At 33.6% G+C, this 24,245-nt stretch carries 17 protein-coding genes; 11 read left to right on the top strand and 6 right to left on the bottom strand.

Going from position 1 to position 24,245, the window contains the following annotated elements:
* Positions 1–45: 45 nt before the first annotated feature.
* The 6 genes from LBP67_10825 to LBP67_10800 form a co-directional block, all read right to left on the bottom strand.
* Positions 46–2,511, bottom strand: coding sequence for a DNA translocase FtsK (locus LBP67_10825; GenBank protein ID MDR2085474.1), 2,466 nt, complete (start codon positions 2,509–2,511; stop codon positions 46–48).
* A 142-nt stretch (positions 2,512–2,653) separates the two neighbouring features.
* Positions 2,654–4,315, bottom strand: a complete 1,662-nt coding sequence (gene lnt, locus LBP67_10820; protein MDR2085473.1) for an apolipoprotein N-acyltransferase — start codon at positions 4,313–4,315, stop codon at positions 2,654–2,656.
* Positions 4,316–4,323: 8 nt separating this feature from the next.
* Complete coding sequence (gene rnr, locus LBP67_10815; protein ID MDR2085472.1) at positions 4,324–6,501, bottom strand: ribonuclease R; 2,178 nt, start codon at positions 6,499–6,501, stop codon at positions 4,324–4,326.
* Complete coding sequence (locus tag LBP67_10810; protein ID MDR2085471.1) at positions 6,501–8,219, bottom strand: ABC transporter ATP-binding protein; 1,719 nt, start codon at positions 8,217–8,219, stop codon at positions 6,501–6,503. The genes rnr and LBP67_10810 overlap by 1 nt, the downstream gene beginning before the upstream one ends.
* 7 nt (positions 8,220–8,226) lie before the next feature.
* On the bottom strand, positions 8,227–8,808 hold the full coding sequence (locus LBP67_10805; GenBank protein ID MDR2085470.1) for a hypothetical protein: 582 nt from the start codon (positions 8,806–8,808) through the stop codon (positions 8,227–8,229).
* Between the two features lie 141 nt (positions 8,809–8,949).
* Entirely contained in the window at positions 8,950–9,534 is a 585-nt protein-coding gene (locus LBP67_10800) for a thymidine kinase (protein ID MDR2085469.1), read from the bottom strand.
* A gap of 92 nt (positions 9,535–9,626) precedes the next feature.
* Here LBP67_10800 and LBP67_10795 point away from each other — a divergent pair, with 92 nt between their 5' ends.
* The 11 genes from LBP67_10795 (at position 9,627) to LBP67_10745 (ending at position 24,154) form a co-directional block, all read left to right on the top strand.
* A complete protein-coding gene (locus LBP67_10795) occupies positions 9,627–10,592 on the top strand; it encodes a hypothetical protein (protein MDR2085468.1) in 966 nt (321 codons plus the stop codon).
* A gap of 214 nt (positions 10,593–10,806) precedes the next feature.
* On the top strand, positions 10,807–12,069 hold the full coding sequence (locus LBP67_10790; GenBank protein ID MDR2085467.1) for a M20/M25/M40 family metallo-hydrolase: 1,263 nt from the start codon (positions 10,807–10,809) through the stop codon (positions 12,067–12,069).
* Position 12,070: 1 nt separating this feature from the next.
* Positions 12,071–12,766, top strand: a complete 696-nt coding sequence (gene rsmI / locus LBP67_10785) for a 16S rRNA (cytidine(1402)-2'-O)-methyltransferase (GenBank protein ID MDR2085466.1) — start codon at positions 12,071–12,073, stop codon at positions 12,764–12,766.
* 168 nt (positions 12,767–12,934) lie between these two features.
* Positions 12,935–14,029: an AhpC/TSA family protein gene (locus LBP67_10780; GenBank protein ID MDR2085465.1), complete on the top strand. Its 1,095-nt coding sequence runs from the start codon at positions 12,935–12,937 to the stop codon at positions 14,027–14,029.
* Complete coding sequence (locus LBP67_10775; protein MDR2085464.1) at positions 14,029–15,156, top strand: glycosyltransferase family 4 protein; 1,128 nt, start codon at positions 14,029–14,031, stop codon at positions 15,154–15,156. The genes LBP67_10780 and LBP67_10775 overlap by 1 nt, the downstream gene beginning before the upstream one ends.
* Before the next feature lie 117 nt (positions 15,157–15,273).
* Complete coding sequence (locus LBP67_10770) at positions 15,274–16,809, top strand: hypothetical protein (protein ID MDR2085463.1); 1,536 nt, start codon at positions 15,274–15,276, stop codon at positions 16,807–16,809.
* A complete protein-coding gene (locus LBP67_10765) occupies positions 16,751–18,046 on the top strand; it encodes a GDSL-type esterase/lipase family protein (protein MDR2085462.1) in 1,296 nt (431 codons plus the stop codon). The genes LBP67_10770 and LBP67_10765 overlap by 59 nt, the downstream gene beginning before the upstream one ends.
* Positions 18,047–18,129: 83 nt before the next feature.
* Positions 18,130–19,854: an MBOAT family protein gene (locus LBP67_10760; protein ID MDR2085461.1), complete on the top strand. Its 1,725-nt coding sequence runs from the start codon at positions 18,130–18,132 to the stop codon at positions 19,852–19,854.
* A 565-nt stretch (positions 19,855–20,419) separates the two neighbouring features.
* Positions 20,420–21,373, top strand: coding sequence for an ABC transporter substrate-binding protein (locus tag LBP67_10755; GenBank protein ID MDR2085460.1), 954 nt, complete (start codon positions 20,420–20,422; stop codon positions 21,371–21,373).
* A gap of 3 nt (positions 21,374–21,376) precedes the next feature.
* Positions 21,377–23,710, top strand: coding sequence for a SpoIIE family protein phosphatase (locus LBP67_10750; GenBank protein ID MDR2085459.1), 2,334 nt, complete (start codon positions 21,377–21,379; stop codon positions 23,708–23,710).
* Positions 23,711–23,851: 141 nt separating this feature from the next.
* A complete protein-coding gene (locus LBP67_10745) occupies positions 23,852–24,154 on the top strand; it encodes an STAS domain-containing protein (protein ID MDR2085458.1) in 303 nt (100 codons plus the stop codon).
* Positions 24,155–24,245 lie beyond the last annotated feature (91 nt).

Genomic DNA, 24,245 nt, shown 5'->3' with positions numbered 1-24,245 from the left:
TTTTACTGAATTTCACTACAATAACATGAGCAAAATTCGAAACAATTATAAATCCGGATTAAGTATCTTATCTAATTCTACTTCGCTGTGAACATATACTTCGCGGGCTTTGCTGCCTTCTTGCGGACCGACAATTCCGGCAGCCTCAAGTTGATCCATAATTCTTCCGGCACGATTATATCCCAAGTTAAGTTTTCGCTGTAATAAAGATGTTGAACCATGTTGATTTATAACAATTAATCGTGCCGCTTGGGCAAACATTTCGTCACGGTCACCAATATCATCCTTATTCAAACTCGTTTCCGCAGAATCTCCGGAATATTCCGGCAATAACAAAGCTGTTGCATAACCTGCTTGCGAACCTATATAATCCGTAAGGCGACCTACCTCATCAGTATCAATAAACGCACATTGCATTCGAATAAGATCACTTCCCGTAGAAAGTAGCATATCTCCTCTTCCTATTAATTGGTCTGCGCCGCCGGTATCAAGAATCGTGCGCGAGTCTATTTTCTGCACAACACGGAAAGCCAGACGAGCCGGAAAGTTCGCCTTAATAGTACCAGTAATAATATTAACAGAAGGTCTTTGGGTTGCAATTACAAGATGAATTCCTATAGCACGAGCAAGTTGCGCCAAACGTGTCAGCGGCACCTCAACCTCTTTTCCGGCAGTCATAATTAAATCGGCAAACTCATCTATTATTACAACAATATAGGGAAGATATCTATGACCGTTTTCAGGATTTAATCTGCGGGCAATGTACTTTGTGTTATATTCTTTAATATTTCTGACTCCAGACATTTTGAGGAGCTCATATCTTGTTGTCATTTCTATCAAAAGTGAATTGAGCGTATTAACAACATGCTTTGTATCTGTAATTATAGCTTCGTCAAGATCAGGTAATTTTGCAAGATAATGTTTTTCTATTTTACTGAATAATGAAAGTTCGACCTTCTTAGGGTCAATCATAACAAATTTCAATTGAGCCGGATGTTTTTTATACAATAATGATGTAATAATTGCATTTAGCCCAACCGATTTACCTTGTCCTGTTGCTCCTGCAACAAGTAAATGCGGCATCTTGGTAAGATCGGCAACAAAACTTTCATTAGAAATAGTTTTACCTAAAGCTATAGGTAGTTCCAGATTACTTTCAACAAACTTTTTAGATGAAAGAACAGATCGCATGGAAACAATTTGCGGTTTGCTGTTCGGCACTTCGATACCGATAGTTCCCTTACCGGGGATAGGTGCAATAATACGAATTCCCATAGCGGCGAGACTAAGCGCAATGTCGTCTTCAAGATTCTTGATTTTCGAGATTCTTACTCCCGGAGCCGGAACTATTTCATAGAGAGTAATCGTAGGTCCGACAGTAGCCTTGATTGAAACGATTTCAATAGAATAAGTGCGAAGAGTATTTTTAATATTCTGTCTGTTTTTCTCTATTTCCTCATCAGAAATAGAAACGCTGTCGCCGCCGTACTCTTCGAGCAAGTCAATGGGAGGCATCTTATACCTCGGCAATTCATCCCTCGGATCAATATCTTCGAGTTCTAAAATATTTTGTTTTTTAAAATCTTTTTCATCAATCGACTCTTCATCAGGTCTTTCAACAACAATATCTTTTAATTCAAACTCTTCTTGGTTTCTACGAATCTCTTCAATTTCTTCCTCCAGCAAATCCTCATCATTGGAGTTTTCATCTTCATCAAAAGATCTTACGGTTTCTTCATCTTCATCATTATCCTGTTCGTCATCATCGAAATCATCTCTATCATCCGTTCCTTCCTCGTCGTCATCTTCAATAATATCCTCAACATCCTTTGTTTTATCTTTAGAATTTAATTTAATGTTTTTAAATAAATTCAACACATTCAATTTGTAGCGTATTCCGATAAAAACGAACATCAGAATAAACAGAATTATTGCCGTACCTACAATTCCGGTAACCGGTTTAATTATTTCGAACAATTCTTTTCCGATATATCCGGCAAATATTGAAACATAAGGTTCATTATTTTGGAAGAATACGGCAAATATGAGTGAAAACCATAAGGCGATTAAAATATTTACGGGCAGAATAAATTTACGATTTATTAATTTCTTTCCGAATGTCAATTTAATTCCATAATGAAAAAGAATCAGAACTAAAAATATCGAACCGATACCGAACCATCTTTTAATCAGCAAATCAGCGATTAAATCTCCGAAATTTCCGGTAATATTATGTCCGTCGCCCTGAGCTAAATATTTCCACCATCCCAAAGCATCAATATCAATTAACATTCCGCTTTTAAAGACATTTATAACATAAGAAACCATTGCTAATGCGGCATAAACCGCAACCGACATAAAGAGCACGCCAAAAGTAATATTCACGGCCTTTTTGTTTCTTTTAAACCAGGAATCTTTTTTCGACTTTTTCTTAGACTTTTTACCTGAATTCTTACCGGCCGGTTTTGTGTTTTTTGGTGGTTCTGAATTTCTTAACTTATTCTTAGACATGCGTGGGAAAATATTTTAAACTAACTGCAAAGATAATATTTTAATGCGATATTTTTTGTTTCGGATTTCAAGCTTCGGGACAGTAACATTCGAGTCAAACACTATATAATCTTTAACTTTATCCCTTCACTTCATATTCAAATCACATTACTTTCTCTATCCTTTCAACTCTCTTCAATACCAGACTATTAATAAAAGAAATAATCACAAGAACAATTAATATTATTAAGGAAATATGTGCAACATAATCGCCATATCTTACATAAAAAGTCTTTTTTGTGTTTAAATTAATTTCATCCTTAAAAACCGCCTGCTCCCAATATTCGGTAGCATTGGAAATTTCACCCCTTTGATTTACAGTACATGAAATGCCTGTATTTGCAGAGCGCGCAATACTTCGCCTTGTTTCAATCGCAAGCAGTGAAGCATATGCACAATGTTGTTTATGCCCTTGTGTATTTCCCCACCAGCCGTCATTGGTAGAAATTGTAATCAAATTTGCACCGTTACGGACAAAGTTAGAAACATGTTCGCCGAAAAGCGATTCATAACAGATTATAGGAGCTATTCTTACAGACATATCTTCATTTACAAAAGGATTTTGTTCTTCATCGTAACCTAAAGAACCGACAGTGCCTCCAAGGTCTAAGGCCAAGTTTTCGAGAAATTTTAAATATCTGATATACGGCATAATTTCAACGCCCGGCGTTAGTTTCGACTTATGATATATCTGAAGAATGTTGCTTGTATCTATATATATATTTGTATTGAAAGAATCATAATAAACATCCTGACTACTAAACTTCTTTGTGTAGGGCTTATGTTCTTCTCCTTCTTGATATAATTTATATGTAGATGCTCCCATTACCATTCCGGCATTAGAAGCTTTTGTTTCCAATCCTTTTCGAATGCGTGAAATATATGACGATTTATCTATTTCGTGTTCCCAGAGCTGTGCCTGTAAAGCAGTTTCGGGACAAACTATCAAATCAACATCTACACCAAGAATATCCTGCATATCAATAAATAATCTGTCAATAAATTCATTTGCGGATAAGGAGAACTTTTCATTAAACGGGTCGCTGTTAGGTTGATACACAACAACAGTTATCGGATCTTCAACTTCCTTATATGTGTGAAATCTTATCAATGAGATTATTATCGGCACAAATATAATTGTTAAAGGAATAAGTAATCGTTTGCCCAATATAGCATATTGTCTGTCTTTTCTGAGCCATTTATCTATCGCTTTAAAAACAAAAACATTCGTAAGCAGAACCCACAACGAACCGCCAAGCACTCCGGTAACATCATACCACTGAATAAGTTTTATTGACGTAGCAAAAACGTTTCCCAAATTCAACCAAGGAAAATTCAACTCCCAATTGTAATGCAAAAATTCAAAACAAATCCATATCGGTATTAAAATCCATTGTCCGCGACTTCTATTATCATAAATACTCGCTCTTATAATATGATAAACCTGGAAAAAGAAAGTCATAACAATAGCATTCAACAAACAGGTTGCAATTCCAGCCGCAAAAGCAACTTTGCCAATCCACCAACAAGTTATTACATTGAAAATTAAAAACGCAATAAATGAATAGCGAAGTAACAACCAGGAATATTTTCGCACATATTGCATCAAATCCCTTTCAATCAATAACAACGGAACAAAACCGATGAAAATCAAAGGAGAGAATCCGTATGTCGGCCAAGCAAGCGCCAATAATAAGCCCGATAAAACCGCCAATAGTAAATTTTTGCTGCTACGTTTTTTTCTTTTCGTTTTTGTTTTTGCCATAATAAACTTTATTTTTCTGCTATTGCCAAGTCCATTTGTTTCTTTTGTAAATCTATGCTTTTTACCACAACATCAATAGGATCGCTTAATTTATAAACTTTACCGTGATGATGGCCAACAACCTGATAATTTTCTTCATCAAGATAATAGAAATCGTCTTTCATATCTTCTATTCGAACCAAACCTTCGGCTTTGCTTATGTCGAGTTCAACAAACAATCCCCATTTGGAAACTCCCGAAATAAGTCCGTGGAAAGTTTTTCCGATATGCTCCGCCATAAATTCCATTTGTTTCAATTTTACGGAATCTCTTTCCGCATCAGCGGCTCTGCGCTCCATTTCGCTGCAATGAATACATTTTTCCTCCAGCTCCTCTCCGTCAACAACATAATTTTTGTTATTAATATAATTAAACAACAATCTATGAACCATCAAGTCGGGATAACGGCGAATAGGTGATGTAAAATGAGTGTAAAAATCGAAAGCTAATCCGTAATGCCCTATATTTCTTGTGGAATAAATCGCTTTTGCCATAGTTCTAACAGCAATGGTTTCTATCATATTTTGTTCGCCTTTGCCGCTGATATCAGTAAATAATTTATTTAATGAGGCCGAAATTGTTTTGTGATTTGAAAGATTAAGTTTATAACCCATCTTTCCGATGAAATCGGAAAACTGCATTAGTTTAGCTTCATTCGGCTTATCATGAATACGATAAACAAATGGTTTTGATTCGTCTTTCGGATTTTTTTTGAAAGTTTGAATACGTTCGGCAACTTTTCTGTTTGCCAGAAGCATAAAATCCTCAATCAATTTATTAGAATCTTTTGATTCCTTGAAATAAACTTCTATAGGTTTTCCGGTTTCATCAAGTTTGAATTTAACTTCTTCCGAACCGAAATCGATAGAACCTTTTTTATATCTTTCGTCGCGAAGTTTTTTTGCAAGCCTATCAAGAGTTAGCATCACTTTTGAATATTCGTCCTGTTTTCCTTCAATAATAGCTTGTGCTTCCTCATAATCAAATCTTCTGTCAGAATGAATTACCGTTTTACCGAACCATTGATTTTTCACTTTCGCTTCTTCATCAAGAACAAAAACTGCGGAAAAACAAAGCCTGTCTTTATTCGGCTGAAGAGAACACAATTCATTCGACAAAGCTTCAGGCAACATCGGGATTGTTCTATCAACAAGATAAACAGACGTTCCTCTATCGAAGGCCTCATTATCAATTAAAGTACTCGGGTGCACATAATGAGAAACATCAGCGATATGAATTCCCACTTCATAATCGCCATCCGGCAAATATTGCAGAGACAAAGCATCGTCGAAATCCTTAGCATCCGCGGGGTCAATCGTAAAAGTAAGAATATTACGGAAATCTCTTCTTTTACTAATCTCAGATTCACTTATTGTATGAGGAATTTTTTCAGCTTCTTTTTCGACATTAGACGGGAAGTGTGCAGGAAAAGCGTTATTTACAAGAATCGACAGCATTTCAACATTATTATCGCCGGGTTGCCCTAAAATTTCAACAACCTTTGCAACCGGATTCTTCGCCTTGTCCGGCCATTCGGCTAATTCTACAACAACTTTCTCTCCATCTTTTGCTTTCATAGAATCTTCCAAAGGAATGAAGAAATCGACAGGCATATTATCACCGTCGGGAATAACGAAAGCAAACTTCGGAGATTTCTTAAACACACCTACAAACTGCGTTCTGTCTCGTTTCACTATCTTGATAATTTTTCCTTCAAGTTTCCTGTTCTTTCTCTGCGGAAATAATCTAACTTGAACCGTATCGCCATGAAAAGCCGTTCCCGTATTGTTTGCCGCAATAAAAACATCTTCATCCATATCTTTACAGATAACATAAGCTTTACCTGTGGATTTCATATCCACTTTACCTGTAACAACAGTAGCCTTTGGCCCATAACTTTCGGCAAGATCTTCATTTAGTTTAAATTTGCCGCGTGAGATTTCATTTATGGCATTTACTTGTTTTAGTTCATATAACATAGTTCTGACGAGCTCTTTGCTGGCTTTATCGTTTACACCGAGCAGGGAAGATATCTGACGGAAATTATATGATTTCTGGGAATTAGTTGTAAAAACTTTAAGTACTTCAGCCATAAAGCTGTTTCTTTGAAGTTTTGTGATGTTGGGTTTTGATTTTTTATTTGCCATTATAATGATGATTTAATTAAATTTTCCGTGTAAGGATTTTGAGGATTACTGATTAAATTAAACGGATTTGCACTTTCAATTATTGCGCCGTCTTTCATCACCGAAATCCTCTCGGAAACGTGGCGTACAACCGCAATATCGTGCGAAATAAACAACATACTGAGTTTAAAATCTTCTTTTAATTTTTGAAGTAAATTCAAAACTTTTGCCTGAACCGAAACATCTAAAGACGAAACCGGTTCGTCGCAGATAAGTAATTTCGGATTTAATGTTAATGCCCTTGCTATACAAACTCTTTGCCTTTGTCCGCCTGAAAATTCATGAGGATATTTATCGAAATCATTCGGATTCATGCCGACAACATCAAGTAAATAATTTACTTTTTCCTTGCGTTGTTTTTCATTATCCAATATTTTATGAACTCTCAGGGGCTCCATCATTGCTTGTCCTACCGTTTTCTTAGGATTTAAAGAAGAATACGGATCTTGAAAAACCATTTGAATTTCCTTGCAAAAGCCGATTCTTTTTCTGCCCCGCAAATTACTGATATCGTAATTATTAAAAAATATACTTCCCGATGTAGGATACAACAATCCGGCAATAACTCTTGCCGTAGTAGATTTTCCGCAACCCGACTCTCCCAGCAAACTTAAAGTTTCACCATCGTAAATATCAAAAGAAATATCATCAACGGCTTTAATATATTTTTTTACGTTACCGAAAGAATTTACTTTCTGAGGATAATATACTTTCAAATTTTGAACCGAAAGAATCTTATTTTCATTATCAATAGAAAAGTTTTTATCAATTATTAATGATTTGATATATTCATTTACAGAGAAATTCGGATTTTTTTCTTTCAATTTTTCGACATCTTCAACAGTAGGCAGATATTTCAAGTTGAAATTCAACGGGGGTTTACAAGCCATCAATCCCATTGTGTATGCTTGTTGCGGATGATTAAAAATATTTTCTGCGGTATTGGTTTCTACAACTTTTCCTTTATTCATCACAATTACATAATCTGCAATAGCGCGCACAATTCCAAGATTATGAGAGATAAAGATTATAGACATTTGATATTTTTCCTGTATATCTTTTAATAGTTCAATAATGCTTTTTTGAACACTGACATCGAGGGCGGTAGTCGGTTCGTCTGCGATTAGGATATCTGGACGACAAGCTATTGCCATTGCAATCATGACTCGCTGGCGTTGACCGCCGGAAATTTCATGGGGATATGACTTAAAAATATGTTCCGGACGAGGTAATCGCACTTCATTAAATAAGCGGATAGTTTCGTCGTACGCATCTTTTTTATTTAATTTGAGATGAATTTTAAGAATCTCAGTAATTTGATGTCCGCAACGCATCGAAGGATTGAGCGATGTCATTGGAGTTTGAAAAATACAACTGATTCTTTTACCTCTATACTTTACGAGTTTTTTTTCAGGCAGCGAAAGTAAATCAACCGTTTCTCCGTCAATAGAGAAATCAGCTTTTCCTTCATCTATTCTCGCCGGAGGATAATCCAAAAGCTTTATCAGAGATAAAGTTGTAACAGTTTTCCCGGAACCCGATTCTCCTACTATGCCGAGCGTTTTACCTTTCTTTACGGCGAAAGATACGTTATCAACAACCTCGTTATATACATCATCGGAAAGGAAAGATAAAGAAAACCCTTCCAGTGACAATATATTGTCGGTTTTGACTTTCATTTAAGAATTAAAATTTAAATGAAACTCCCAGTTCTATAGCGCTTATGCTTCCCCAACCAATTTCTAAATAGGCTCCGAAAGAGTCTTTAAACCAGTATTTTGCACCTATTTTAAAATCTGCGGCAAATCCTGCATCGGTATATGGATTCATTTTATCTCCAACATATTGATTACTATATCTATACACATAATTCCGTATCTGAACTCCTAAAAACAAATGCACATACAAATCTAATTTCGATACATTTGGAATACCATTGAAATGGTAGCTAACTCTTGGGCCTAAATTTATATAGCTGGTATTTATCGACCAATAATTATTTATTCCGTTCCAATTATAACGTGATTTTGAACCGGAAAAACCAAAATATCCGCCGATTCCCATTGACCCTGGCATTCCGAAATCAACAATACCATAATCATAAGAAACAGAAACAGGCGGAAGAATCATATTAGAAAAATATGTCGGCACATGAATGCCGACGTTTAAATTAGAAGTTCCGACAGTAAAAATATTTGTTTGAGACTTAAGTTGTGTCGAACATAAACACAATAAGGAAATTAATAAAATGTTGTAAAGTCTTTTCATATTATAATAATTTTATTGTAAATGCAAAGATAGGGAAATAATCAAAAATTAAGAATTAAGGATTAAAAATGATTTGGTAATTTTAGGGTCAAAATATGAATAACTAAATATAAAGGATTATTAGAGATACAAATTTGTTCACTATTTATTATTCCCGGTTGAGTTTAAATAGCAGGCCCTGCAAAGCGGCTCATAACTGTCGGTTTCCCCAAGCAAAACTTGCTGCTTGCCTACGGCCGTTCTATGAGAATATTGTGCTAAATTACCGCATTTAACACAAACAGCATGCACTTTATCAACATATTCGGCAGAAGCAATTAATGCGGGCATCGGACCAAAAGGTACTCTTTGAAAATCCATATCCAGTCCGGCAACAATAACTCTAATTCCCTGATCGGCTAATTTGTTGCAAACATTAGCAAGTTCTACATCAAAAAACTGAGCTTCATCAATTCCTATAACATCAACACCCTGTGCATAAAACAAAATTTCTTCCGCAGTTTCAACAGGTTTGGAAGGAATAGCATTATCATCATGCGAAACAATATTCACATCATCATATCTTATATCAATTTTCGGTTTATAGATTTCTACGCGTTGTTTTGCTATCTTCGCCCTTCTTAACCTTCGCAACAGCTCTTCGGTTTTTCCGGAAAACATTGATCCGCAGATTACTTCAATCCAACCGCTACGAGCAGTATTATTATATGATCGTTCAAAAAACATATCAATAAATAGTTGATAAATTTCAATTTAAATTATGCTGCAAATTTACGATTTTTTGTACCTTAGCGAATTGAAAATCTAAAAAAATCGTCATGAATATTAATAATTCCTTAGATTCAGATCTTAAGATTGTTAATGATTTAACAAACAAGGTTTTATCAGAAGAAAAAATTCATCCTATTGAACTTGATCTGCTAAAAGATGCTTTGAAAAATCTTTATAAAGAAGTATTAAAAATCGAAAGTTATCCTCAAAAAGAAGTTGAGAACTATATTTCCGATAAAAAGCAAGAAGAGGTTATTTCTCCTTTTATTGAAAAAGAAATTAAGTATGAACTAAAAATTCAACCTGAAGAGGAAGAAATTATTGAAAATGAAAAAATCCTTGAGGAAAAACAGGCTGCTGAAGAAAAGAAATATACGGTTGATAGTGAGCCGGAAGATGATAACTATAAAGAAGAAGAAATAGAAAACAATCTTCCCAAGCCTGAAATCGAAAATATACAAGATACTCATGATGAAATCTTTTTTGACTTCGAGAAAAGAGAATTTGAAGATATTCAAAGTAATGAACAGGCGGATAAAAATGCAACGCATGACATATCAATAAAAGAAAATAATGAACCCGAAAAGAAAATAGCGGGCGATGATTTATTTGTTTTTGAAAGAAAAGAGGAAATTATTGAAGAGAGGATTATTATTGAAGAGAAGGTTGATGATTCAAAGCATGTAACTATTGCTGAAAAGTTGTCTTCGGTCAGCAGCACTATTGCTAATACTATTGTCACGGAATCAAAGAATACTATTGCGGATAAAGTAAGTAAAGAAAAAATCTCCAATATTAAATTAGCTATTGGCATTAATGATAAATTTTTCTTTATCAATAGATTATTCGATGGCGATGTTAATTTTTACAATGAAACAATAGAAAAATTCAATAATTTCTCATCTTTAAATGATGCGAGGATTTTACTTCAATTACTGATAAACAAATATGGTTGGGATTTTGAAGACGAAGCATTTAAAAAGTTTGAGGATATAATTGAGAGAAGATATTAATCTTTTAAAACAGAGAAGAACATAAATTATAAATAATATAAAAGCACGCAAAAGAGCTTAAAAAGAAATTATATTATTTTATATGTTTGAAATTAAAATAGTTATTAACATTACAAATCCGGTACAGGAAAATACAACACTTTTGAAAATAAATCTCTATGCCGGCTAAATACGAACGGGCAAATTAAAAACAAATGAATTAAAAAGTTTTCACATGAAACGCATATTAATAAGCATTTCTTTTTTATTTTACAGTGTGTTTGCACTGTCGCAAGATTTGGTATATATGCGGTACATTATTGATAACTTAACTTCAAAAGCCATGTCCGGCAGAGCATATACAAACAAAGGAGCAAAAAAGGCTTCAAAGTTTATTGCCGACGAATTTGGAAAACTTCAACTTTCTAGGTTTAATAATTCATATTTTCAAGACCTGTCCTACCCTACTTCCGATTTTATTAAGACTCCAAAAGTTATCATAGACGGAAAAAAATTAGATCCTGCTTCGGAATTTATAATTACAAGATCATCCGGATCGGCAAAAGGTAATTTTACAATTGTTCCTTTTCTTAATGATCCGCTGGTGCACAATGATGCTTTTCAAGAAATATTAGCACTGGGCGATAAAACAAAAGTTCTTTTAACCGACAGATTTCATTCGAATTTAATAAATAAAGATTTTGAGCCTTACGCCGGAACAATAATAATTTCTAAAAACAACAGGTTGTCTTGGGCGATGAGCGATGCCCGCGAATTGAAAGATAATTTTACTATTTACGTTACAAAAGATGCAATCGATACATCGGCAAAAAAACTTTATGTTGATATTAAAAATAAGGAAATCAAAGAATTTAATACCCGCAATGTAATCGGATTTATTCCTGGCAGATCGGAAAATGCAAACTATCTTATGATAGGAGCTCATTACGATCATATCGGCGGTTTCGGCAAAGAAATCCACATGCCCGGAGCAAATGATAATTCAACCGGAATTGCAACTCTGTTAGCAATTGCAAAATATCTGAAAGAAGAAAAGATTAATCTCGAACATCATTTGTTAATTATAGCTTTTACAGGCGAAGAAGCCGGATTAATCGGTTCGAAATACTTCGCGGATAATCCGCCCATTCCACTTGATAAAATCGATTTCTTTATCAACTTCGACATGGTCGGCGGCGGATCCGACGGAATTACTATTGTGCAAGGAAAAGTTTTTCCTGAAGAAACCGAAATCCTGAAAGCATTAAACGAAAAAAATAATTACTTCCCTAAAGTCGTTGTTAAAGATGTATCATATAATAGCGACCATGCTCCTTTATATGCTAAAAACGTGCCGTCGGTATTTATTCATACTCAAGGCAGCGGTTTAGTTGAATATCACAATATCTACGATCTGCCTAATGAAAATATTTTAGATAGAAGTAGTGAATTTGTACGGCTGATGGTAGAATTTCTTCAAGAATTAGATAAAAAATAATATGGCAAAACTGTTTATTGTACCGACACCGATAGGAAATCTGGATGATATTACCATTAGGGCGATAAATACTTTAAAGAATGCCGATTTTATTCTTGCGGAAGATACAAGAACTTCGGGAAATTTACTTAAGCATTACGATATCAACACAAAGATGATTGCCTTTCATCAATACAATGAACATTCGGTATTAAACAATATCATAAACAAAATAAAATCCGCAGAATCCGTTTGTTTGGTTACTGATGCCGGTACGCCGGGAATTTCCGATCCGGGATATCTTCTTATAAGAGAATGTATTAAACATAACATTAACGTTGAATGTCTTCCGGGTGCTACAGCAATTATTCCCGCTTTGGTATGTTCCGGACTTCCTTGCGACAGATTTTATTTCGAAGGTTTTCTTCCTCATAAAAAAGGAAGAATAACTAAACTCGAACAATTGAAAAATATCGATCAAACCTTTGTATTGTATGAATCGCCGTTTCGACTTCTTAAAACTTTAAATCAGCTCAAAGAATATCTGGGAGAAAAACGGCAAGCTGCTGTTGCACGAGAAATCAGCAAGTTGCACGAAGAATATGTCAGAGGTAGTTTAAACGAGTTATGCGAGTATTTTAACGACAAAACAATTAAAGGCGAAATTGTAATTGTAGTTGAAGGTAAAACAAAAGAAAAAGTAAATGAAGAAATTTAGAAATATAAAACTGAATATAAACAGTTTGTCACTGTTCGGATTGCGAAATAGAAACAATTCGAAGAATAATTACAAATATATTATTGTTTCGGACTTCAGCCTTTAACAATAACATATTCTGAAATTTTAAATGCATTTTTGAATTATTAATATAAAATGAATATATCTATGAAAAAAATCTTATTAGGAATTTTAGTAGCTGTTACTCTTGCTTCTTGTTCCACAAAATCAAGCGAATACGTTATTAACGGTAAGTTAAATAAGGCTGATAAACTCTTTATTATCGAAAGAACCGGTAGGAATTATTCGGTTTTGCACGATATTACAATAACAAACGGGCAGTTTAACGTTAAAGGCTCTGTTGATTCTCCAAAATTAGTTTATCTCGCTTTTGAACAAGATAAACCTTTCAAAGCTTTCTTCCTCGAAAATTCTAAAATAACAATTTCAGGCGACAGAGATAATCCTGATAATATTATGATTACGGGTTCAACATCCAACGATTTATACCAAGCTTATATTAAATCGAATAAAGAAATTGAAAAAGAACAAGAAGAATTATATGCTAAATATGTTGAACTCAGTAGAGAAGACAGGCATGAAAATGAACTGAAAAAAATTGGGGAAGATTACGACAAATTAGACAAACAAAAAAATCAATTAATCCTTGACTTTGTTAAAAATAATCCGAATTCCGCCGTCTCTACATACTTATTATACAGAAATTCTTATAAGTTCGATGCCGATGAAATAAATGGAGCATTTAATTTTTTAACAAATGAAGCTAAAAAAACTCCTGATTATGAATCGCTAGCAGATTATGTACAAAAACTTAATAATGTTGCGGTAGGCAAAAAGTTTGTTGACTTTACAATGAATGATATTGAAGGAAATCCTATCAATTTATCAAATTTGGTTGGAAACGGTTATTTACTTGTAGATTTCTGGGCTTCATGGTGCGGTCCCTGTCGCAATGAAAACCCAAATGTTGTTATTGCTTACAACATGTACAAAGACAAAGGTTTTGATATTCTCGGCGTTTCTTTGGATCGTGCAAAAGATGCATGGGTAAAAGCTATTGATGAGGATAATTTGACATGGCATCATGTTTCCGATTTAAAAATGTGGGATAATGAAGCTGCAGGCTTATACGCCGTACGCTCAATTCCGGCTAATGTTATTATTGATAAAAACGGAATTATCGTTAAAAGAAATATTATGGGCGATGAATTGCAAGAATTTCTTGCAAGTGTTTTAGAATAATGAGAATAGCAGTAAATACCCGACTTTTACTTTCCGGCCGGCTCGAAGGTATCGGAATGGTTACTCATGAAATTCTCAAAAGGATTACCAAAAATCATCCTGAGCATGAGTTTATTTTCTTTTTTGACCGACAATATTCTCCGGAGTTTATATATTCCGATAATATAACTCCCGTTGTTGTACGCCCTCAGGCAAGAGCAAGAATATTATGGTATTTGTTTTTTGAGTGGGGAATTTATTTTGCTTTAAAAAAATATAAAGCCGATATTTTTGTTTCTACAGACGGCTGGATATCGCTTCGATCTAAAACACCAACTCTGGATGTTATACATGATCTTAATTATGTGCACTTTCCCGAATTCTTTTCTAATAAAAAACATCTCGCATATTACAGGAAATATGTGCCGAAATATATTGAGAAATCGGATAGAGTTATTGCCGTTTCAGAATACACAAAGCAGGATATAATAAAAACTTACGGTATTAGTAAAGATAAGATTGATGTTGTACATAATGCCGCATCAAGTGATTATTTTCCTCTTTCCGAAGAAAAGCAAATTGAGGTAAGGAAGGAATTAACACAAGGTGAAAGATATTTCCTTTACGTGGGAGCATTTTACAAAAGGAAAAATCTTGTAAACCTTTTACGTGCTTTTGACAGATACAAAAATATGATTCCCGGTAACGAAAAACTTGTTATTGTAGGCAACAGAAAAACTTCTTATGAAGAGTTGGAACAAGTTTATAATTCAATGAATTTTAAAGACGATGTTATTTTTACCGGTTATCTTCCGCAAGAAAAATTAAATAATGTTGTGGCATCATCCATAGCACAAGTTTATGTTTCTATTTTCGAAGGATTCGGAATTCCTATTGTTGAAGCTTTTAATGCTGAAACTGCGGTAATTACTTCAAATACCACTTCAATGCCGGAAGTTGCCGGCGATGCGGCGTTAATTGTCGACCCATTCAATGTAGATGAAATTGCAGATGCAATGATTAAATTAAGTACAGATGAAAACCTGCGCCGGCAATTAATAGAAAAAGGTCGTGAAAGACGAAAATTATTCGATTGGGACAAGAGTGCGGAAGATTTTTGGAAATCTTTGGAAAAGATAAAATATTGATAAATAAAATGATGAATTTTTCACAATTAATGTATTCATTATGAGTGTAATGGTTAAAATTCAGGAATTAAAAAGCGTAATTGACCCTTTTTTAATTCTTCCCCATCCTACTAATATATGAAGTCGTATAAAACAGTAATATTTATCTTTTCAATCATTATTGCACTTGCAATTTTATCTTTTTGTTTTCCGGAATCCGGAGTAAAGATCGGAAATATTGTACTAAGATTTCCTTCTCTTGAAAGTATTCTTTCAAAAAGTTCAATCAATAAAAAAGAAATGTCTGATATTCTTTCATCAATGGAAGAAAACAACATTGAAGATGAATACATCAGGCAAGAATTATTAATACGTGACTCTACTTTAAACGCAATTGCCGATTCTATTCAATTTTATCAATCAAAAATATTTCACAATACTAAATTATATTTACCGGACAATAACATTCATTTCTTCGACAGTATTTTCAATGAAATGGATAATTGTAAAATTACCGAAAGGATTATCAGGATTCTTCACTATGGTGATTCTCAAATCGAAACCGATAGAATAAGTTCTAATATCCGAAGTTTTTTTCAAAATAAATTCGGCGGCGGCGGTCCGGGAATGATTCCGCTTATTCAAAGCATCCCAACCTCATCAGTAACACAGAGAATATCAGGTGATAATATATCAGAATATGCAATATACGGAAATGCGGAAAAACGTGATGATAAAAATTATGGAATAATGGCAAAGAATTACCGAATAAACGGCACCGTAAATCTTTCGATTTTTCCTTCGTCTTTTAAAAATATTGATATTAAAGTAACGCGAATATCAAGAGTTTCTGTTATTTATGACAGCTTTGACAATAATTTTTCCGGCGTCCTATCCGATAGAAAAACAAAATACAAATCGGTACAAACTTGCGAAAATCCTTCTTTAGGAATTATGTACTGGGTAATTGATTCAACATCTTCACATCTGAATTTGGAATTAAACGGAAATGCGGATATTTTTGGAATTACCTTGGATAACGGCTATGGTGTAAGTGTTGATAATATTCCGATTCGCGGCTCATCAGGAACCTTCTTTACAGGATTGAACAGTTACAATTTAAAACAAATGTATAATTTATGCGATGTGGGAATGATAATTCTTCAATTCGGGGGAAATTCTATTCCAAGTTTATCCGGTAAAACAAGTATCGATTATTATACAAACCTTATTGCACATCAGATTGCATATCTAAAAAAGATTAATCCGGATTTAAAAATCATTTTTATCGGTCCTTCCGATATGAGCACAAAGAAAGACGGAGAAATGGTAACATACTCATTGTTGCCCGATTTTGTCAATTCCATCAAAGAAGCGGTTACAAAAAACGGAGCAACGTTTTGGGATATGTACAATGCCATGGGAGGAGAAAATTCAATGCCGGTTTGGGTTCAGAACGGTTACGCCGTCAATGATTATGTACATTTTACTCCGCAAGGTGCAAATATTATAGGAAATTCCTTTGTAAACAATTTGAACATATTTTACGATTTCTTCAAATATAAAAAATCTGTTTCCGAAGATTTGTACCTCGAAGCATTAAATCTTCTTTTAAATGAAGAAGATTCTGTTAGCCATTATCAACAAATCAATGATACAATTATTTATGAGTAAAATGAGAATTATATTAGTTGTATTATCTTTCATCTTCTGCGGAAATATTTATGCTCAAATCAATCTGGAAAATCTTGATTTTATTAATCTCGACAAAAACGTACTTGTCTATAACAAGGATTCGTCTTTGATAATTCCTTTCTTCCGGAAATTAGATTCGATCACAAAAAATAACGACGGCAATATTAACATTATTCATTTCGGAGGTTCTCACGTACAAGCGGGTATTCTCCCGAATCGAATCAGAATAAATCTGTTAAACGTATTTAATGAAAACATCGGCAGTCGCGGAATAATTTTTCCGTATTCCGCGGCAAGAAAATGTAATAATCCTTTAGATTATTCTGTAACAAAGCATGGCGATTTCAATCTTATCAGGAATGTTTACGATAGCCTGCCGAAACCGCTCGGCGTTACCGGAATTGCAATTTATACCGATGAAAAATTTTCACATATAAAAATAACACTTCAAGATACTGTAAAATATCGCACCAATAAGATCAAATTATTCGCTTTTTCCGAAAATTCGGAAATCAATCCGACAATAATTATTGATAATACCGAATATAGTTATTGGGAGAAAGATACCCAACGGAGAACCTACACTTTCTGCGTTGATGATTTTTATGATTCTTTTATTGTAAACATTCCGAATGAAGAAAACGGAACATTTACATTAACCGGAATTTTACTTGAAAATGATGAGCCGGGAATTACATATCATTCAATTGGGGTTAACGGCGCAAGTGTTGCATCTTTTCTAAAATGCGAATATTTTTCTTTAGACCTGGAAAGTATTAATCCAGACCTTGTTATCTTCGGACTCGGAATTAATGATGCATCCGAAACAGAATTTGACGAGAATGTTTTTGTCGAAAATTATCTGCTGTTGATTGACAAGATAAGGAAAGTTAATCCGGAATGTGCTTTTCTTTTTATCACAAATAACGACAGTTACTTCCGAATCTCAAAAAATGATTATAAGGTTAATACGAGAGGTATTATTGTCAGAGAATTATTCTTCCGATTAGCTGAAAAAACAAAAGGTGCGGTTTGGGATCAGTTTGAGGTTATGGGCGGACTAAAATCAATGGTTAAATGGGAAAGAGCAAAACTTGCAAAAACCGATAAAGTGCATTTCACTAATATCGGATATGAATTAATTGGAGATCTGTTTTTTAACGCTTTTATAAAAGCATATTTAGGTGAAGTACAAAAGGATTATGATACAAAATGAAAGGATGAAATGATATATTCTTATTTAGAAAGTAAAAGAATAACAATGAATAATATTTCTATAAACTTGGAAAGTGAAAATTAATGGATAATTTTATTGAAAATATAATATCCTTCTTAAAGCTTATATTTATTTTTGATGAGCAGCAGCCTTTATTATTCACTCAATTCTATTTCTGGGCCTTCTTTGCTATTGTTTTTGCCGGATTCAGTTTACTGAAAAATAAAATTTTATTAAGAAATACATATTTATTTCTGATAAGTTTATTCTTTTATTACAAAACTTCCGGATTATTTGTTTTGATATTGATTTTCTCAACTTTATACGGATTTTTCATAGGCAAGAAAATCTTTTCGGCAAAAAAGAAATCTACAAAAAACCTACTCGTTTTTATCGGGGTATTTATAAACTTGCTGGTTTTATTCTATTTTAAATATGCATATTTTTTCACCGATGTATATAACAACATTTTCGGCACAGATTTAGTTGTTGTCAATTATTTATGTAAATGGGCTAATGATTTAAGCGGTACAACTCTTTTTGATACCGGAAAAATTCTTCTCCCGGTAGGAATTTCTTTTTATACTTTTCAGAATATTAGCTATTTGGTTGATATAAGAAGAGATTTAGTTAAACCCGTTAATAACATTTTAAACTTCGGGTTTTACACATCTTTCTTTCCGCAGTTAGTTGCCGGCCCCATTGTTAGAGCAAATCAATTCGTACCTCAGTTATACACAAAATATTTCCTTTCGCGCAGGCAATTCGGAATTGCCGTTTTTTGGATTTTGAACGGATTGATTAAGAAGATAATTCTCAGCGATTATCTTGCCGTAAATTTTGCCGACAGAATCTTCGCCAATCCGAATTTATTTACTGGTTTCGAAAATCTTATGGCAATTTTTGTGTATTCGCTGCAAGTTTATGCAGACTTTTCCGGATATACTGATATTGCAATAGGAGTTGCAATGTTGATGGGATTTTATCTTCCGAAAAACTTCAATTCACCATATAAAGCAACAAATTGCGGCAATTTCTGGAAAAGATGGCATATCTCTCTTTCAACATGGCTTAAAGATTATCTTTACATTCCTTTAGGCGGAAGTAGAAAAGGAGTTTCAAGAACATATATTAATCTTATGATTACCATGTTGCTGGGCGGACTCTGGCATGGAGCGAGCTGGAATTTTGTAATCTGGGGCGGATTAAACGGATTCGGAATAATTATTTACAAATTATGGAAAAACCTGGCAAAAGACAGTCGTGTACTCTTAACATTTCTTTCATTTGCAGCATTTTACATAGCCAATTATTATTACAGTCATCCGGCTTTCAATATAGGTATGATTTGGATGGGAATAATCTTTTTGGGAACATTTATTGATTACATCTACTCTTTTATAAAACCCGGAAAACAAATTATATGGCTGAATAACAGTTGGAATATAATGTTGACTTTTGTATTTATCACTTTCACACGATTATTTTTCCGTTCCGGCTCTAATTTAGATCCTGTTGAAGCAAACAGAACAGCATGGGAAACCGCCAAAAATATGATTTTACGTATAGGTAGTAAATGGCAGATAGATATTATTCCGGACATACTTTATGAATATCGTTATATTTTCATTCTTTTTGTAATAGGAATGATAATTCATTGGCTTCCCGAAAGATTTAAACGTTGGTACAGAATAAATTTCGCCCTGCTTCCTCTTTGGCTTATGGCGTTGATTGTGATTATTGTAGTATTCTTCTTATATCAATTTATTACTGCGGATTTACAAGCATTTATTTATTTTCAGTTTTGAGAATAAAAACAGATAAATTTCTGTAAATGATGTAATTCAACTTGTCGGAAGTCTTAATACATTTGTCTTGCTATAGTACAATTAATACTTGATCAACAATATATCCGTCATTAAGAATAAAAAAAATTCTGTCTTTCACCTTCTATGACAAACAATATATCTTCCGGTGAAATAATTCCTCCCTTTCCAAAACTCACGCTTCTATTTCATAAATGGTTACATCTCCCCGTGCAGCAGCAATTGAATATGTTCTAATAGTTGTTCCATTCTCCGCCTTTACAACAATATCAAAGTTTTTTAAACCTATCTTCAATGGAGATGTATCTGTTCAGATTTACATATACAAATTGCAACCAATAATTTATTAGTAATACAAGTAAATTTCTCTCTTAACAAAAAACAATAGTATAAAAGCCTACGTTTCTATTCATGGAATTTCTCGCAACGTTCTAAGTAACGGTTAAGATTTATTATACACAAAAACTTAAACATCAAAGGAATCAAAAACCAATTGCAAATCAATTTTATTATCTTTGCAAAACTTTACATTTTTTTAAAATATAACATGTATAGAATTTTTTCAATTGTAATATTAATACTTCTTGCCTTAAACTTAAACTCGCAAATAGTTTTTATGCCGCAATGGTATCCGCAAGCGCAATTTGCAGGTTATTATGTAGCGCGGGAAAAGGGATTTTATGAGGAGTTAAATCTTGATGTTCAAATTACACATCCCGTATCTTCGCAAAATGTTTTGGAACAATTGAAAAAAGATAATGTAGATATAGTCTCATTATTTCTTATATCCGGATTAACTGCTTATTCTAACGGTATTGATTTAGTCAACGTCGGGCAATTATCCCAGAAATCATCATTATTATTCGTTACAAAAAAATCCGGAGGCATTCTAAATATCAATGATTTCAATAATAAGAAAGTCGGTATCTGGAAAAGCGGTTTTGATGAATTACCGCGAATTTTCGTAAAAAATAATAATCTTAATGTTAATTGGATTTTATTTAATTCTTCCGTCAATTTATTTTTGATGGGCGGCATAGATATACTTACGGTTACGTATTATAATGAATATGATCAGATTATCAATTCGGGTATCAATGAAGACGAATTAATCCGGTTTTTTCTTAATGATTACGGATATAATGTCCCTGAAGACGGGTTGTATTCTAAATCAAGCACTTTAAAAAACAAAAAAAATGAGATAGAAAAATTTTATCAGGCGAGTTTTAGGGGTTGGTTATATGCAAAAGAAAATCCTGAAGAAGCTTTGGAAATTGTTTTAAAGATAATGAAAGAAGAGCACGTGCCCGGTAATTACGCTCATCAAAAATGGATGCTTGAAAAAATGCTCGAATTGATTGTTCCTGAAGATAAAGTGAGCTACGGAGAATTATCCAGAGAAAGCTTTCAACACGCTTACGATATTTTAAAAGACGCCGGTAATTTGAATTCCGACTTTAAATACGAAGATTTTTACAAATCCGCCAAATCGATAAAATAATTTATGAACCTGAATATTAGAAAATCTTTGCCTTTACGTATTGTTTTTTACGTACTTACTTTCTGCATATTATTGTTTATTGTTGTTTTGTCTGTATTTTACTCCGTCAGTAAGAAGAAATTAGAAACAATGACTTTTCAAAATGCTGAGAATTTAACAAAAACTACTGCTTACGAACTTGAAAAGATATTGTTCCCATTAACCGATATAGCGAACAACTATATTTGGATTATTGAGGAAATTGCAGATGATCCGGATTCTTATTATTTACTCACGGAGAAAATAGTTGCTAACAATCCTAATATTATTGGTTCCGCCATTGCTTTTGAAGAAAATTTTTACAAAGAGAAAGGACATTTCTTCGCTCCGTATTCGTACATAGAAGATAATGAAATAAAAACAATTCAGTTAGGAAACGATTCTTATGATTATTTTGTAATGGATTGGTTTCAAATTCCGGTTAGTATCGAAAAACCTTACTGGAGTGAGCCTTATTACGATGAAGGCGGCGGAAACGCATTGATAACGACATATTCTCTACCGATTTATTTTAATACCGATACGGGACGACGAATTGTGGGCGTGCTTACTATGGATATCAGTTTAGACTGGTTTACCGAGTTTGTTTCTTCGGTGAAGATTCTGGAAACAGGTTACGCTACTATTATGTCGAAAAACGGAACTTTTATTACTCATCCTAATAAAAGTCTTATCATGAACCAAACTATTTTTACTTATGCTGTTCAAGTTAATTCTCCGGAACTCAGAGAACTCGGAAGGTTAATGCAAAGTAATGAAACGGGTTCTACAATCAATATTCTGGAAGGTGCAAAGCGTGCGGTATATTACACCCGGCTTCCTTCTACAGATTGGATGTTGGCGGTTATGTTTCCGATTTCGGAAATGTATCTTCCTCTAAAAACCACAACAACTTTTCTTATAATTCTGTTAATAATAGGATTAACCCTGTTGAGTTTTATTGTCATCAATATTATTGCAAAACAATTGGCTCCGTTGCGAATGTTTGCAGGTTCGGCAAGGCAAATAGCAAAAGGCGATTTCAATGTCAAGTTGCCGAAAATAACTTCGGAAGATGAAATGAAAGAACTTTACGATGCTTTCGTTTACCTTCAAAATAATCTTAACACATACATTGAAACTCTAAAAGAAACAACTACCGAGAAGGAAAAGTTCGAAAGCGAACTTCGTATCGCACGCGAAATTCAAATGGGAATGCTACCCAAAACCTTCCCGCCTTTTCCAAACAGAAAAGAAATTGATTTATTTGCTCTTCTAATTCCGGCAAAAGAAGTAGGTGGCGATCTTTACGATTATTTTATTTTTAACGACATGATGTTCTTCGTAATTGGAGATGTTTCCGGTAAAGGAATCCCTGCATCGCTCTTGATGGCTGTAACAAGAAGTCATTTTAGGTCGGTAGGAACCTATTTAAAAACACCCTCACAAATTATGGGAAGCCTCAATAACTCACTTGCGGAGAATAATGAATCCAATATGTTTGTTACATTATTCATGGGTATTCTGGATTTATCAACAGGTAATTTGGTTTTCTGCAATGCTGGACATAATCCGCCGATTCTATTAACAGAAAACGTTGAATATATTAATGTAATTCCTAATCTTCCCATCGGATTAATAGAAAATTACGAATTTAAAGAGCAATCTACAAATCTTCCGGTAGGTTCTACTTTGTTGCTTTATACCGATGGACTTACTGAGGCGGAAAATAAAGAAAAAGAATTATACGGAGAAGAGCATTTACTTGAATTTGTGGAAAAAACAGAATATAATAATACTGAACAACTAATCAAAAATATAACTGATGATTTGGCAAAGCATGTAAAAGATGCCGAACAATCCGATGATTTAACTTTATTAGCAATTCAATACAAAGGAGCTATGGAATACGAAAAATCATTAAATATGTCTAACGATATTAATCAAATATCTGTTTTACATGATTTTATTGATGAAGTTGGAAAAGATCTTAATCTTGAGCCGTCACTAACAATGAGTTTGGATTTGGCGCTTGAAGAAGCCGTTTCAAACATCATAATGTACGCTTATCCTAAAGAAGACCATCAAATTATACACCTCGAAGTAATAAAAAGAGGCAGTGATTTGATTTTTACTCTCACGGATTCCGGAATTGCTTTTGATCCTACTTTAAAAGATGATCCTGATCTGAATCTTTCTGTAGAGGATCGTCCGGTAGGTGGGCTCGGTATATTTTTAGTAAAACAAATTATGACTGAAGTTACCTATTCGCGCATGGATAATAATAATGTTTTTGTAATGAAAAAGAAGTTGAAATGATGATTGACAAATATGCGAATGTGCTTATAAATCAATTATCAGTAATTTGAACAATCAAATTCATTATCAATTTGTCAAATCGATTTTCTATCTTTGCACGCAGAATTAAAATAAATAATAATATTAACAAATAAAAATTATATGGAAGTAAAAATTGAAAACAACGGTACAACAACAATTGTTAAGATTATCGGAAGATTAGACACTGTAAATTCCGGTCAATTCGAAAAAGACATTACTCCTGTAAAAGAAAGCGATATGAAAGATGTAATCTTAGATTGCAGTGAATTTCAATACATCAGTAGCTCAGGATTAAGACAATTTCTTACTTTACAGAAAACAGCTCAGGCTAAAGGTGGAAAAATGCGTATCAAAAACATGAAAGAAGATATCAAAAAGGTGTTTGATATTACCGGGTTTACTCAGTTGTTTGATTTTATTTAGATTATTGTAATAGGCAGAAGACGGATAACATCAGAATTATATATTTATATTATTGTCTGCTTAGTAAACAATAATTACTAAGCATATTATC

This window comes from Bacteroidales bacterium, assembly GCA_031276035.1.
GTDB lineage: Bacteria > Bacteroidota > Bacteroidia > Bacteroidales > BM520 > RGIG7150.
The sequence above is the reverse complement of the archived record's forward strand: the minus strand, read 5'-3'. Positions and strand labels throughout refer to the sequence as shown.